This is a genomic window from Streptomyces sp. enrichment culture (assembly GCF_964272895.1).
Lineage (GTDB): Bacteria > Actinomycetota > Actinomycetes > Streptomycetales > Streptomycetaceae > Streptomyces.
This window is the reverse complement of the sequence record NZ_OZ186832.1, coordinates 5,683,851-5,697,147: the sequence shown is the minus strand read 5'-3', so window position 1 is coordinate 5,697,147 and position 13,297 is coordinate 5,683,851. Positions and strand designations below refer to the sequence as shown.

Below are 13,297 nucleotides of genomic sequence, written 5' to 3'. Positions count from 1 at the left end.
CGCACCCTCACGGGGTACGGCCCTTGTCCTGCCCGGGCTGTCAGCGGACCTCGGTGATCTCCGGTCCGCGCTGCAGCTGGCCCATGCCGCCGGAGAACCGCGAACCGGCCTCCTCCTGCTGGACGCCTTCCGGCACCATCTGCGCGTCGTTCGGCAGCTTCAGGACGATCGGGTCGCGGGGCGCCATCGGGCCGTCGCCGCGGACCACGACCGTGTCGCGGAAGATCTGCTCCAGGAGCCCGGCGGCCTGCGGCTGCACCGCGCCCTGACCGGAGATCACACCGCGCAGGAACCAGCGGGGCCCGTCCACACCGACGAACCGCACGACCTGGAAGCCGCCCGTGCCGTCGGGCAGCTGCACCGGCACCTGGGCGCGCAGCTCCCAGCCCAGGGGGCCCTCGACCTCGTCGATGATGCCGCCCTGCTGGGTGATCCCGGCGCCGATCTCCTCGCGGACCTCGGCCCAGATGCCCTCGCGCTTGGGCGCGGCGAATGCCTGCAGCTGGATGGCGCTGTCGCGCAGCACGACGGTGGCCGCGACGATCGCGTCGCCCGCGACCTCGACCCGCAGCTCCATGCCGTCGACGCCCGGTACGAAGAGCCCGCCCAGGTCCACCCGGCCCTCACCGGGATCGCGGACCTCGCTGCTGTCCCACGGCCCGTCGGGACGGGGCTCGGGCTCAAGTCGCACGCGCTCGCGACCGGCGTCACCGGCCTCGCCGTACGCCTCACTGTCGACGCTGTCGACGACCTGCTCGGCCTCGCCGGCCGCGCCCTCGGCGGCATCCCTCTTCTTGCGACGTCCGAACACGTCACTGTCCTTCCCGGTCGGATACGACCGAAGCGTATCGATTCCCACCCGTCGTGCCGCCCTCGGCGGCCTGACCGCTCTTGCCGGTTCCCCCGGTTTCGCCGCTTGCACCGCCCACGGCGGCATGGCCGCCGGTGGACCCGAAGCCCCCCTCGGCCCGCGCCGAGCCGGGAAGCTCCGCCACCTCCTGGAAGCGGACCTTCTCGACCTGCTGGACGACCAGTTGGGCAATCCGGTCGAAGCGCTCGAACCGCACGGACTCGCGCGGGTCGAGATTCACCACGATCACCTTGATCTCCCCACGGTACCCGGCATCAACCGTCCCCGGGGCATTCACGAGGGCGACACCGCACCGGGCGGCGAGCCCGGAGCGCGGGTGCACGAAGGCCGCGTACCCCTCCGGCAGCGCGATGGACACCCCGGTGGGCAGCACCGCCCGCTCCCCCGGCCCCAGTTCGCACGCCCGGGTGGTCCGCAGATCGGCCCCCGCGTCACCGGGGTGCTCGTACGCCGGAAGCGGTACGTCGGGGTCGACGCGCCGGATCAGCACCGGCAGGGCGTCACGGCTCACGGGTTCACCTCGAAGGCGCGGGCCCGGCGGATCTGGTCCGGGTCGCTCATCGCGGCCCGGATCTCCTCCGGGCGGCCGTTGTCGATGAAGTGGTCGACCTTCACCTCGACGAAGAGGGCGTCGGCGCGTACCGCGACGGGCCCCTCGGGGCCGCCGATCCGCCCGGTGGCGGTGGAGTAGATCTTCCGGCCGGCGACGGCGGTGACCTCGGCCTCCAGATACAGCGTGGTGCCCACGGGCACCGGGAGCCGGAAGTCCGTCTCCAGGCGTCCGGTCACCGCGATCGTGCGCAGCAGCCAGTTCAGCGAGCCCAGCGTCTCGTCCAGGGCCGTCGCCAGGACGCCGCCGTGCGCGAGTCCCGGAGCGCTCTGGTGGGCGGGCTGCACGGTGAACTCGGCCGTGATGCTGACGCCCTCACCGGCCCGCGCGGCCAGGTGCAGACCGTGCGGCTGCTCGCCGCCGCAGCCGAAGCACTGGCCGTAGTGGGCGCCGAGCAGTTCCCCGGGCGCGGGGGCATCGGGATGCCGTACCGGTTTCGCCGCGTCGGCGGGCGGCTGAAGGCTTGCGGAAGTACCACTCACAGGCGCAGACCTTACCCGCCCGCCCGGCTCCCCCCTCGCCGTGCTCGACGGCGCTACCCGCCGCCACTCCCTGGCCAGGGCCGTACCGCCGTCCGAACCCGGCCGCGGCGCCCGCTGGCCGGGGCCGCCCCGCCCCGTCCGGGCCGGGCCGTACCGGCACCCCCTGGCCGGGCCGTATCGGGAGACCGTGCCAAGCTTGGCTCCATGCAGCTCTCCACCACCCCGTACGAAGAACGCCTCACCGTGCCCCGCTCGTGGTGGCTGGTCAGCTTTCTGGTCGGTGTCTCGCTGGGTCTGATCCTGCTGCCCTTCGGCACGCTGCCGATGCTGGGCGGCCTGGCCGGCGGCACCGCCGCGGCGGCGGTCGTGGCCAGCTCCTACGGCTCGGTGCGCATCCGCGTGGTGAACGGCTCGCTGATCGCGGGCGACGCGAAGATCCCGGTCACGGCGCTCGGCGAGGCGGAGGTCCTCGATCCCGAGGAGGCCCGCGCCTGGCGCACCTACAAGGCCGACACCCGCGCGTTCCTGCTGCTGCGCGCCTACATCCCCCGGGCCCTGAAGGTCGAGGTCACCGACCCGGCCGACCCGACGCCGTATCTGTATCTGTCCTCGCGGGACCCGGAGCGGCTGGCGGAGGCGATCCGCACGGCCCGCGCCGCCTAGCGCCGGGCGACGGGGCGGCCCGTCAGTGGCCGCCCGGCCGTCTGCGGTCGCCGGGCTCGCCGGAGACGTCCCCGATCTCGATCGGCTTCTCGGGCTGCTCCAGCGGCGGCAGTTCGGGGAGGGCGTCCCAGGGCACCTGGATCTTGCGCAGGTCCGCGCGGATGCGGGCGGCGACCTTCTTGGTGTCGCGGCGGTTCATGACCGCTCCGACGGCGGCGCCGACCATGAACGGCATCAGGTTGGGCATGTTGCGCACCATGCGCTTCATGATCTGCTGACGCAGCTCGCGCTTCATCTGGCCGCCGAGGGCGGCGTTGACCGACATCGGCTTCATCACGTCGATGCCGCGTTCGCCCGACCACGAGCGCAGGTAGGCGGTGCTGCGCTCCATGAGGGTGCCGGGCGGCCGTACGCCGTACACCTCGTGGAGCTCGGCGATCAGCTTGAGCTCGATCGCCGCCACGCCGGTGACCTCCGCGGCCAGCTCGGCCGGCATCGCGGGCGGCACCGGCAGCATGGCCGCCGCGCCGACGCCCGCGCCGACCGTCGCGGACGCGTTCGCCGCGCCCGTCACCAGCTTGTCGGCGAGCTGCTCGGGGCCGAGCCCCGGGAACTGCCGGCGCAGGGTGGCGAGGTCGCGTACGGGGATCCTGGGCGCGCTGTCGATGATCCGGTCGGCGATGTACGCCAGGCCCGCCCTGGCCCGGTCACCGCCCTTGCGGGCCCCTTCCCTGGCCAGTTCCCTGGCCCGCTCGCGCATGACCGCGCCCCGTCGGCGGGCGACGGGTGCGGGACTCTCCGCGGGTGCCGGAAGGCCGGAGGCCGGCAGCCCGGTGTGCTCGCCGGCCGGTTCGAGCGAGGCCGATCCAGGGAGTGCCTGCCCCGGAAGAACCGTTCCCCTGGGGGTCGGTTCCGGAGCAGCCGTGGGATGCGGTTCCGCCGGAACCGGTCCCGCCATGGATGAGCCCCGCTCGTCGTCACGCGCGCCGTACGGGCCGTCGGACGGCCCTTGGTCCGCCTTCCCGAAGGAGAAGCGGCGCTTCCGAGGTGGGGTCGAGCCAGTCACGGCCGACCCGTCCTCAGTCGCAGTCGCGGCAGATCGGCTGGCCGTTCTTCTCGCGGGCCAGCTGGCTGCGGTGGTGCACCAGGAAGCAGCTCATACAGGTGAACTCGTCCTGCTGCTTGGGCAGCACCCGGACGGCCAGCTCCTCATTGGAGAGGTCCGCTCCGGGCAGTTCCAGGCCCTCGGCGGCCTCGAACTCATCGACGTCCACGGACGACGCGGACTTGTCGTTCCGCCGCGCCTTCAGCTCTTCAAGGCTGTCCGAGTCGACGTCGTCGTCGGTCTTGCGTGGGGTGTCGTAATCGGTTGCCATGTCGCTCTCCCCCTCCGGGTGTCTGCGGTGTCTCCAGCGCACGTAACGCGTGAGAGGCCGGACTTGTGCCCGACCTGAGGCGGAGATTTTGCCTCACATCAAGGTCTGTTACTCAATCGACACCCAACCGGACTCCTCACGAGTGATCGGTTTAGGTGGCGATCGGGACCGTACACGGCCCTATCACTGCACTTCAAAGGCGCCTCCCCGTGTACTTCCCGTGATCAAGACCCCGGAAAACACGGATTTTCCCGACTTTCCGACAGCCTGCATGATCACGGAGAGTAGATGGCTGGAAATTCGCCTTTGTGATCGATCACACAGTCGTTAGCCCACTCGGCCGCCGAAAAATTCCGCGCAAAGCGAACAACGCCGTGTGTATCGCGTGTCGACCGCGTCATGATCTCAGACGGGCAGAGTGACCCGCATCGTGAGGCCACCGCCTTCCCGCGGCTGAGCCATGATGTGGCCGCCGTGCGCCCGCGCCACGGACCGCGCGATGGACAGCCCGAGCCCCACCCCCTTGTCGCTGCCGGTGCGCTCGGTGCGCAGCCTCCGGAACGGCTCGAAGAGGTTGTCGATCTCGTACGCCGGGACGACCGGCCCGGTGTTGGACACCACCAGCAGCGCCTGACCGTGCTGCGTCTCGGTGGTCACCTCGACCCAGCCGCCCTCGGGGATGTTGTACCGGACCGCGTTCTGGACCAGGTTCAGGGCGATCCGCTCCAGCAGCACGCCGTTGCCCTGCACGACCGCGGGCTCCCGCTTGCCGCGGATCTCCACGCCCTTGGCCTCCGCCTCGGCGTGCACCTGGTCGACGGCCTGCGAGGCGACCTCGGCCAGGTCGACCGGGCCCCGCTCCACGATCTGGTTGTCGCTGCGGGCGAGCAGCAGCAGACCCTCCACCAGCTGCTCGCTGCGCTCGTTGGTGGCCAGCAGCGTCTTGCCCAGCTGCTGGAGCTCCACCGGGGCGTTCGGGTCCGACAGATGCACCTCCAGCAGCGTGCGGTTGATCGCCAGCGGGGTGCGCAGCTCGTGCGAGGCGTTGCCGACGAAGCGCTGCTGGGCGGTGAACGCGCGCTGGAGGCGCTCCAGCATGTCGTCGAAGGTGTCCGCCAGCTCCTTCAGCTCGTCGTCCGGGCCGTCCAGCTCGATCCGCCGGGACAGATCGGATCCGGCCACCGCACGGGCGGTACGGGTGATCCGGCCCAGCGGGGACAGGACGCGGCCGGCCATCGCGTAGCCGAACGCGAAGGCGATCACGGCGAGGCCGAGCAGGGCCAGCAGGGAGCGGCTGAGGAGGTTGTCCAGGGCGACGCGGCGCTGGTGGTCGATGCACTCGCTGATCGCCTCGTTGAAGGCGTTCAGCGGGAGGTTGTCCGTGGCGATGGCCGGGCAGCTGTCGCTGGTGACCTCGATCGACCGGCCGCCGACGATCTTGAACAGGGGTTCGTTGCCGGAGTTCAGCGCCTGCGCGGCGAGCAGGTAGATGATCGACAGCAGCAGGATGCCCGCGATCAGGAACATGCCGCCGTACAGCAGCGTGAGCCGTATGCGGATGGTGGGGCGCAGCCAGGGGAACGGCGGTTCCGGCCGTCGGGGGTCCCAAGTGGGTTTCGGGGGCGCCTGGGGCGGCGCCGGGGTCGCGGCCACCGGGGATCAGATCCGGTAGCCGGAGCCGGGGACGGTGACGATGACCGGCGGTTCGCCCAGCTTGCGGCGCAGGGTCATGACGGTGACCCGGACGACGTTGGTGAACGGGTCGGTGTTCTCGTCCCAGGCCTTCTCCAGCAGCTGCTCGGCGGAGACGACCGCGCCCTCGGAGCGCATCAGCACCTCCAGCACGGCGAACTCCTTCGGCGCCAGCTGCACCTCCTTGCCGTCGCGGAAGACCTCGCGGCGGTTGGGGTCGAGCTTGATGCCGGCCCGCTCCAGGACGGGCGGCAGCGGCACGCTGGTGCGCCGGCCCAGGGCCCGGACGCGGGCGATCAGCTCGCTGAAGGCGAAGGGCTTGGGCAGGTAGTCGTCGGCGCCGATCTCGAGGCCCTCGACGCGGTCGCTGACGTCACCGGAGGCGGTCAGCATCAGCACGCGGGTGGGCATGCCCAGCTCGACGATCTTCCGGCAGACGTCGTCGCCGTGCACCAGGGGCAGGTCGCGGTCCAGGACGACCACGTCGTAGTCGTTGACGCCGATGCGCTCCAGGGCGGCCGCACCGTCGTACACGACGTCGACGGCCATGGCCTCCCGGCGCAGTCCGGTGGCCACCGCATCGGCGAGCAGTTGCTCGTCCTCGACGACGAGTACGCGCACGTCGCTGTCCTTCCTGTGTCCACCCGGCGTGGCGGAGCGCGCGCGGGCAGGGGGTTCGTGGGTGTGTTGACGTCCATCCTGCACTTTTCGGCCGTAAGTCGGCGGTAAGGCGAGGTGAGGGCCGGGACGAGGGGGTGCCGGCAGGGACGGAGGTGTCCGGGTGAGCGGCGGGTGACCGGCATGGGGACGGGGGTCGGCCGGGGCGGGAATGCCAGATTTTCTCGGGCGGTTGAGGTTTCCGCGGAAGGGAGCGCGGGGAGGACGGTTTACACCCGCGATCACGCTCTGCATGTACCGCAGCACCAGCGGTACGCCGATCCGCTTGCCGCAGAGTGGGCGTGGGTGTCCGGCACCGTAGCCGCCCGGCACGGGACGCCGGGCATCCATGGGAGCCGTGATCGCCCCTTCCCAACGGCACACCCCGTGCCAAGCAGACCCACGACCCAGGACGAGGGGGCGCAGCATGGACGCATTCACCGCAGGACTTCTGCAGCGCATAAAGGCGACCGAGTCCGACCTGTCGCGGGCGCGGGACGAGGGCGACGACTTCCTCGTCGAGGTGGAGCAGGGGGAGCTCGACGACCTGCGCCGCCTCGCCGCCGAGCACGGTGTGGAGGTCGGCGCGTACGGCGTCTGACGAGCTCGCAGCGGTACGAAGCCCCCGGCGAATCCAGCGCCGGGGGTCTTTTCTTGCCGGGTCCGTCCTTGCCGGGGGCCTGCTTGCCGGCCTTGCGGGGGGGGCTGATTGCCGGCCTCGCGGGGAACCTGCCTGCCGACCTCGCGGGGGGGGGGCTTGCTTGCCGGCCTCGCGGGGCTCCGTCCTTGCCGGGGCCTGCCTGCCGAGCTCGCGGGGGGTCTGCCTGCCGCCCTGGCCGGGGGCCTACTTGCCGACCTCGCGGGGCTCCGTCCCGGCGGGCCTGATTGCCGGTCTCGCCGGGGCCCGCCGCTGCCGCCGGGTCTGCCTGCCGGTCTCACCTGGGCCCGTCCCCGCCTGAGTCCTGGCTGCCGGTCTCCCAGGGCCCGTCCCTGCCGGGGGCCTGCCTGCCTGTATCGCCAGGGTCCGTCCCCCGCCTGAGTCCTGGCTGCCGGTCCTCCGAGGGTCCGTCCTTGCCCGAGTCCTGCCTGCCGATCCCGCCAGGGTCCCTCCCTGCCGGAGCCTGCCTGCCGGGGGACTCGGCCTTGCCGGTGGTCGCCGCGTACGACGGGTCTGGCGGCCTCGGTGCCCCGCGGGCGTCCGGGCCGCCGAGCCGCGTCAGTCGTGCCAGGCGCCGAAGTCCTCCAGAAGGCGCTGGAGGGGCTCGAAGACGCCCGGTGTGGCGGCGACCGTCAGACCGCGTCCGGGGCGCTCTCCGGGCCGTCCACCGGTCAGAGCACCCGCTTCCCGGGCGATGAGGTCACCGGCGGCGTAGTCCCAGGCGTTGAGGCCCCGCTCGTAGTAGCCGTCCAGCCGGCCGCAGGCCACGTCGCACAGGTCGACCGCGGCCGAGCCGCCGCGGCGGATGTCGCGGACGAGGGGGATCAGCCGGTGGGCCACCTCGGCCTGGTGGGCGCGGACCTCGGCCACGTAGTTGAAGCCGGTGGAGACCAGGGCCTGGTCCAGCGGCGGGGCCGGACGGCAGGTGAGGGGCCGCTCGCCCTCCCACGGACCGGTGGCCCACGCGCCGTGGCCGCGGACCGCGCTGTGGGTCTCACCGCGCATCGGGATCGCGACGACCCCGACGACGGTCTCGCCGCCCTGTTCGGCGGCGATGGAGACGGCCCAGGTGGGCAGGCCGTAGAGGTAGTTCACCGTGCCGTCGAGCGGGTCGATCACCCAGCGCACGCCCGAGCTGCCCTCGCTGGAGGCGCCCTCCTCGCCGAGGAAGCCGTCCTCGGGGCGGTGGTCGGAGAGGAAGCCGGTGATCAGCTTCTCGGCCGCGATGTCCATCTCGGTGACGACGTCGATGGGGCTGGACTTGGTGGCGGCCACGCCGAGGTCGGCGGGGCGGCCGTCGCGCAGGAGGGCGCCGGCACGGTGGGCGGCCTCCTGGGCGAGGCGGAGCAGTTCGGAGTGCAGCGGGTCGATGTCGGGGCCGCCGGGGCGGGCGTCGGGGCGCGGGGCGTCGGTCACGTCGGTCCTCAGGCGTAGGGGCTGTCGGCGCCCGCGGCGGCCGGGCGGGGGGCGCGGGCCGGGCAGCAGCCGACGGGGCAGAGGTGGTGGCTCGGGCCCAGCGCGCCCAGGGCGCACGGGGTGACGTCCTGGCCGCGCTCGACCGCCGCGCGCTCCAGGATCAGCTCGCGGACCGCCGCGGCGAAGCGCGGGTCGGCGCCGACGGTGGCCGAGCGGCGCACCGGCAGGTCCAGTTCCGCGGCCTTGGCGGTGGCCTCGGTGTCGAGGTCGTAGAGGACCTCCATGTGGTCGGAGACGAAGCCGATGGGGGCCATCACGACGGCCGGCACCCCGGCGGCGTGCCGCTCCTCCAGGTGGTCGCAGATGTCGGGCTCCAGCCAGGGAATGTGCGGGGCGCCGGAGCGGGACTGGTAGACGAGCTGCCAGGGGTGGTCGACGCCGGTGCGCTCGCGGACGGCGTCGGCGACGAGGCGGGCCACGTCCAGGTGCTGGGCGACGTACGCGCCGCCGTCGCCGTGGTCCTCGACGGGGCCGGAGGTGTCCGCCGCGGAGTTCGGGATGGAGTGGGTGGTGAAGGCGATGTGCGCGCCGTCGCGGACGTCCTCGGGGAGGTCGGCGAGGGAGGCCAGGACGCCTTCGATCATCGGCTCGACGAAGCCGGGGTGGTTGAAGTAGTGCCGCAGCTTGTCGATCCTCGGCAGCTCCAGGCCCTCCGCCTCCAGGGCGGCCAGCGCGTCGGCGAGGTTCTCGCGGTACTGGCGGCAGCCGGAGTACGAGGCGTACGCGCTGGTGGCCAGGACGAGGATGCGGCGGCGGCCGTCGGCGACCATCTCGCGCAGGGTGTCGGTGAGGTACGGCGCCCAGTTGCGGTTGCCCCAGTAGACGGGCAGTTCGAGGCCGTGCTCCGCGAAGTCCTTGCGCAGGGCGTCCAGCAGGGCCCGGTTCTGGTCGTTGATGGGGCTGACCCCGCCGAACAGGAAGTAGTGCTGCCCGACTTCCTTGAGGCGTTCGGTGGGGATGCCCCGCCCGCGCGTCACGTTCTCCAGGAACGGGACCACGTCGTCGGGGCCCTCGGGGCCGCCGAAGGAGAGCAGGAGCAGGGCGTCGTAGGGGCTGGCATCGAGCGCGTCTGGCATGGCACCGATCCTGCCACCCGCCACTGACAGCCGGGAAACGGCCACCGGCCGCCAAGTTGTCCGATCCGTCGAACAGGGGCCGGGCGGGTGCGTTAGGGTTGCCTAACTCGTAAGCTGTACACACCATCTTCACGCCTTACCGGACCCCCGGAGTGCCCCTGTGCCCAGCCCCTACCGCGCCCTGTTCGCCGCACCCGGCACCAAGGGCTTCTCCGCCGCGGGGTTCCTCGGCCGCATGCCGCTGTCGATGATGGGCATCGGCGTGGTCACGATGGTCTCGCAGCTCACCGGGCGATACGGCCTGGCCGGAGCCCTGTCGGCGACCATCGCGCTGGCCGCTGCGCTGGCGGGACCGCAGGTCTCGCGGCTGGTCGACCAGTACGGGCAGCGCCGGGTGCTGCGGCCGGTGACCCTGCTGTCGCTGACCGCGGCCGCCGTGCTGCTGGTGGCGGCGCACTACGGGTGGCCGGACTGGGTGCTGTTCGCGGCCTGCGCGGGCATCGGATGCGTGCCGAGCGTCGGGGCGATGATCCGGGCCCGCTGGGCGGCGTTGTACCGGGGCACCGACCAGCTGCACACCGCGTATTCCTTCGAGTCCGTGGTGGACGAGATCTGCTTCATCTTCGGGCCGATCTTCTCCATCGGTCTGTCGACCGCCTGGTTCCCGGAGGCCGGTCCGCTGCTCGCCGCGTGCTTCCTGGCGGTGGGCGTCTTCTGGCTGACCGCGCAGCGCGCCACCGAGCCGGCCCCGCACCCGCGTGAGCAGCACGGCGGCGGCACGGCCCTGCGCTCCCCCGGCCTCCAGGTGCTGGTGGGCACGTTCGCGGCGACCGGCACGATCTTCGGCGCGGTGGACGTGGTCACCGTGGCCTTCGCCGACGAGCGCGGCCACAAGGGCGCCGCCAGCCTGGTGCTCGCGCTGTACGCGGCGGGTTCCTGTACCGCCGGCGCCGTGTTCGGACTGCTGCGCTTCAAGGGGGCGCCGGAACGCCGTTGGCTGCTGGGTGTCTGTGCGATGGCCGTGAGTATGATCCCCCTCCTACTGGTCGGAAACTTGCCGTTTCTGGCCGTGGCGCTGTTCGTTGCGGGTCTGGCCATCGCTCCCACGATGATCACCACCATGTCCCTCATCGAGCAGCACGTACCACGCGCGCAGCTGACCGAGGGCATGACCTGGGTGAGCACCGGGCTCGCGGTGGGGGTGGCCCTCGGCTCCTCGGCCGCCGGCTGGGTGATCGACGCCTCGGGCGCGCGTGCCGGGTACGGGGTTCCGGCGGTCGCCGGTGCCGTCGCGGTCGCGGTGGGTTTCCTTGGCTACCGCCGGCTCGGCAGGCCGGCTCCGGGTCGGGGAGGCACCGTTGAGCAGCACAGCGAACGGGAAGAGCGGCACGTGGCGTAACTGGGGCGGCAATGTGAGCGCGCGCCCCGCGCGGGAGGCCACGCCTGCCTCCGTGGAGGAGCTGGCCGCGGTGGTGCGCGCGGCCGCCGAGGACGGCCTCAGGGTCAAGCCCGTGGGCTCGGGGCACTCCTTCACGTCCATAGCGGCGACCGACGGAGTATTGATACGTCCTCAACTGTTGACCGGTATACGCACCATCGACCGGGACAACATGACCGTCACGGTCGAGGCGGGCACCCCGCTCAAGAGGCTCAACCTGGCTCTCGCGCGCGAGGGCCTGTCGCTCACCAACATGGGCGACATCATGGAGCAGACGGTCTCCGGCGCCACCAGCACCGGCACCCACGGTACGGGCCGGGAGTCGGCGTCCATCGCCGCCCAGATCAAGGGACTCGAACTGGTCCTCGCCGACGGCTCGGTGCTCACCTGCTCCGAGAAGGAGAACCCCGAGGTCTTCGCGGCCGCCCGGATCGGCCTGGGCGCCCTCGGCATCGTCACCGCGATCACCTTCGCGGTGGAGCCGGTCTTCCTGCTCACCGCGCGCGAGGAGCCGATGCCGCTGCAGCGGGTCCTCGCCGAGTTCGACGAACTGTGGGCGGAGAACGAGCACTTCGAGTTCTACTGGTTCCCGCACACCGGCAACACCAACACCAAGCGCAACAACCGCAGCGCCGGCCCCGCGCGGCCGGTCGGACGGCTCGCGGGCTGGTTCGAGGACGAGTTCCTGTCCAACGGCGTCTTCCAGGCGGCCCAGTGGGTCGGCCGCGCGGCGCCCGGCACGGTCCCGGCGATCGCCCGGATCTCCAGCACCGCGCTGTCCGCGCGCACCTACACGGACATCCCCTACAAGGTCTTCACATCCCCGCGCCGGGTGCGGTTCGTGGAGATGGAGTACGCCGTTCCGCGCGAGGCCCTGGTGGAGACGCTGCGGGAGCTGAAGGCCCTGGTGGACCGCTCCCGGCTGCGCGTCAGCTTCCCCGTGGAGGTGCGCACGGCCCCGGCCGACGACATCGCGCTGTCCACCGCCTCGGGCCGGGACAGCGCCTACATCGCCGTGCACATGTTCCGCGGCACGCCCTACCAGGCGTACTTCACCGCCGCCGAGCGCATCTTCACCGCCCACGAGGGGCGCCCGCACTGGGGCAAGGTGCACACGCGGGACGCCGAGTACTTCGCCGGGGTCTACCCGCGTTTCGGGGAGTTCACGGCGCTTCGGGACCGGCTGGATCCCCAGCGGCTGTTCCAGAACGACTACTTGCGCCGGGTCCTGGGGCCGTAGCCGACGCGTCGGGCGCGCCGGACTCCTCACCGGGACCGGCGCTCGGGCCGGAACTCGCCGCGGGCGTCGGCTCCTCGGAGCCGCCGGGCTCCTCGCCCGGCGTGGCGGCGCTGTCCTGCGTGCCCGAGGCGGAGGGGGCGGGCTGCTCGCCGGAGCCGTCCGTCTCCTGGGCGTCGGGAGCGTCCTGGGCGTCGGGAGCGGTCGGGGCGTCGGGAGCGGTCGGGGCGTCCTGGGCGTCAGGACCGTCCGAAGTGGCCCCGGTCCGCGGGGAGTCGGCGGGACGCTTCCCGTGCCCGGTGAGGGCGTCCCCCACGGTCGTACGGGAGTCACCGCTGAAGCTGCTGCCGGACGCCAGCTCGTACGCCGTGATCCCGGCCATGGTGACGCCGAAGACCAGGGCCGCGGCGATCACCGGTCGCCGCCACGAGCGCGCCCGCGCGCGGTGCACGGTGGGCGGGCCGAACTCGCCCGGCTCTCGCGGCGTTTGGGGCTCGGACGGGCGCGCGCCCGCGGTGGTGCCACGGATCTGCTCCCCCGTGCGCTTGAAGAAGTGCTGGAGGACACTGCCGCCGCAGGTGGCCACGACACTGACGACCCCGGCGCCCAGGATGGTGCCGTACACCCCGAAGGAGGAGGCGAGTTTGGCGGCCAGCACCGCGGCCAGCGCACTGCCCGCCACCTGGGGCACGCTCAGGTCGATCCGCTTGGTATCGGGCCTTTCACGCATTCCGGGATCCTGCCTGCCTTTCCCGTACTTGATCGACGGACTGCACGAGAGGGGGACGTACGGACGAAACGGTTAGTTCCGTTTCTGGCGATTACGTGAAGTACGCCACGCTCAAGATCGAGAAATCCCCCCAAGGCGCCCGACTCCCGCGCTCCGGGGGAAGTTGAGCGGCGTGGTCCATCCACGCACATGGCCCGAATGGAGTACTGTTGCGAGCCCTGGGTCCGGCGTCCCTCCAGGGTGTCCGGATCCTCAAGGACCGCCGGGAGGGGGCTTGTTGCACAGGGTGACGGAGTTGGTCACTTAGCGTTGCGAATAGGTAACCGTGCCA

At 72.2% G+C, this 13,297-nt stretch carries 14 protein-coding genes; 4 read left to right on the top strand and 10 right to left on the bottom strand.

The genetic code is table 11. From position 1 onward, the window contains the following. Positions 1–40: 40 nt before the first annotated feature. The 3 genes from ACSU6M_RS25715 to ACSU6M_RS25705 are packed head-to-tail and all read right to left on the bottom strand — an operon-like array spanning position 41 to position 1,963. A complete protein-coding gene (locus ACSU6M_RS25715; protein ID WP_437072650.1) occupies positions 41–811 on the bottom strand; it encodes a DUF3710 domain-containing protein in 771 nt (256 codons plus the stop codon). A 1-nt stretch (position 812) separates the two neighbouring features. Further along, a complete protein-coding gene (dut, locus tag ACSU6M_RS25710; protein ID WP_437072648.1) occupies positions 813–1,382 on the bottom strand; it encodes a dUTP diphosphatase in 570 nt (189 codons plus the stop codon). Further along, on the bottom strand, positions 1,379–1,963 hold the full coding sequence (locus ACSU6M_RS25705; RefSeq protein ID WP_437072647.1) for a PaaI family thioesterase: 585 nt from the start codon (positions 1,961–1,963) through the stop codon (positions 1,379–1,381). The genes dut and ACSU6M_RS25705 overlap by 4 nt, the downstream gene beginning before the upstream one ends. 204 nt (positions 1,964–2,167) lie before the next feature. Between ACSU6M_RS25705 and ACSU6M_RS25700 the strand changes: the two genes are divergently transcribed. Further along, a complete protein-coding gene (locus tag ACSU6M_RS25700) occupies positions 2,168–2,626 on the top strand; it encodes a DUF3093 domain-containing protein (RefSeq protein ID WP_437072645.1) in 459 nt (152 codons plus the stop codon). A gap of 22 nt (positions 2,627–2,648) precedes the next feature. Here ACSU6M_RS25700 and ACSU6M_RS25695 read toward each other — a convergent pair whose 3' ends face one another. The 4 genes from ACSU6M_RS25695 to ACSU6M_RS25680 all read right to left on the bottom strand — a co-directional run bounded on the left by ACSU6M_RS25695 (position 2,649) and on the right by ACSU6M_RS25680 (position 6,315). After that, positions 2,649–3,692: a hypothetical protein gene (locus ACSU6M_RS25695; RefSeq protein WP_437072644.1), complete on the bottom strand. Its 1,044-nt coding sequence runs from the start codon at positions 3,690–3,692 to the stop codon at positions 2,649–2,651. 13 nt (positions 3,693–3,705) lie between these two features. Further along, positions 3,706–4,002: a DUF4193 domain-containing protein gene (locus ACSU6M_RS25690; RefSeq protein ID WP_043504706.1), complete on the bottom strand. Its 297-nt coding sequence runs from the start codon at positions 4,000–4,002 to the stop codon at positions 3,706–3,708. Between the two features lie 405 nt (positions 4,003–4,407). Next, the gene (locus tag ACSU6M_RS25685) at positions 4,408–5,655 is read right to left on the bottom strand and encodes a sensor histidine kinase (protein WP_437072642.1); all 1,248 of its coding nucleotides are present in this window, start codon (positions 5,653–5,655) and stop codon (positions 4,408–4,410) included. Between the two features lie 6 nt (positions 5,656–5,661). After that, complete coding sequence (locus ACSU6M_RS25680; RefSeq protein ID WP_003993508.1) at positions 5,662–6,315, bottom strand: response regulator transcription factor; 654 nt, start codon at positions 6,313–6,315, stop codon at positions 5,662–5,664. A 463-nt stretch (positions 6,316–6,778) separates the two neighbouring features. On the opposite strand from ACSU6M_RS25680, the gene ACSU6M_RS25675 reads away from it, so the two are divergent. Then, positions 6,779–6,952, top strand: coding sequence for a hypothetical protein (locus tag ACSU6M_RS25675; protein WP_437072641.1), 174 nt, complete (start codon positions 6,779–6,781; stop codon positions 6,950–6,952). 615 nt (positions 6,953–7,567) lie between these two features. On the opposite strand, the gene ACSU6M_RS25670 is transcribed toward ACSU6M_RS25675, so the two are convergent. After that, complete coding sequence (locus ACSU6M_RS25670) at positions 7,568–8,380, bottom strand: inositol monophosphatase family protein (protein ID WP_437075341.1); 813 nt, start codon at positions 8,378–8,380, stop codon at positions 7,568–7,570. A 53-nt stretch (positions 8,381–8,433) separates the two neighbouring features. Beyond that, positions 8,434–9,561, bottom strand: coding sequence for a ferrochelatase (locus tag ACSU6M_RS25665; protein ID WP_437072639.1), 1,128 nt, complete (start codon positions 9,559–9,561; stop codon positions 8,434–8,436). A gap of 160 nt (positions 9,562–9,721) precedes the next feature. Here ACSU6M_RS25665 and ACSU6M_RS25660 point away from each other — a divergent pair, with 160 nt between their 5' ends. Next, positions 9,722–10,960 (top strand): MFS transporter, encoded by a 1,239-nt coding sequence (locus ACSU6M_RS25660; RefSeq protein ID WP_437072637.1) that lies wholly within the window; start codon positions 9,722–9,724, stop codon positions 10,958–10,960. Beyond that, positions 10,920–12,239 carry a D-arabinono-1,4-lactone oxidase gene (locus ACSU6M_RS25655; RefSeq protein WP_437072635.1) on the top strand — a complete coding sequence of 440 codons (1,320 nt, stop codon included), beginning with the start codon at positions 10,920–10,922 and terminating at the stop codon, positions 12,237–12,239. The genes ACSU6M_RS25660 and ACSU6M_RS25655 overlap by 41 nt, the downstream gene beginning before the upstream one ends. Here ACSU6M_RS25655 and ACSU6M_RS25650 read toward each other — a convergent pair. Then, positions 12,163–12,966, bottom strand: a complete 804-nt coding sequence (locus ACSU6M_RS25650) for a hypothetical protein (RefSeq protein WP_437072634.1) — start codon at positions 12,964–12,966, stop codon at positions 12,163–12,165. The genes ACSU6M_RS25655 and ACSU6M_RS25650 overlap by 77 nt on opposite strands. Positions 12,967–13,297: the final 331 nt, after the last annotated feature.

What these genes read in the sequence shown, in the direction of transcription:
- ACSU6M_RS25690 (WP_043504706.1), bottom strand. Translation starts at nt 4,002, where the DNA reads ATGGCAACCGATTACGACACCCCACGCAAGACCGACGACGACGTCGAC.
- ACSU6M_RS25675 (WP_437072641.1), top strand. Translation starts at nt 6,779, where the DNA reads ATGGACGCATTCACCGCAGGACTTCTGCAGCGCATAAAGGCGACCGAG.
- ACSU6M_RS25700 (WP_437072645.1), top strand. Translation starts at nt 2,168, where the DNA reads ATGCAGCTCTCCACCACCCCGTACGAAGAACGCCTCACCGTGCCCCGC.
- ACSU6M_RS25650 (WP_437072634.1), bottom strand. Translation starts at nt 12,966, where the DNA reads ATGCGTGAAAGGCCCGATACCAAGCGGATCGACCTGAGCGTGCCCCAG.
- ACSU6M_RS25665 (WP_437072639.1), bottom strand. Translation starts at nt 9,561, where the DNA reads ATGCCAGACGCGCTCGATGCCAGCCCCTACGACGCCCTGCTCCTGCTC.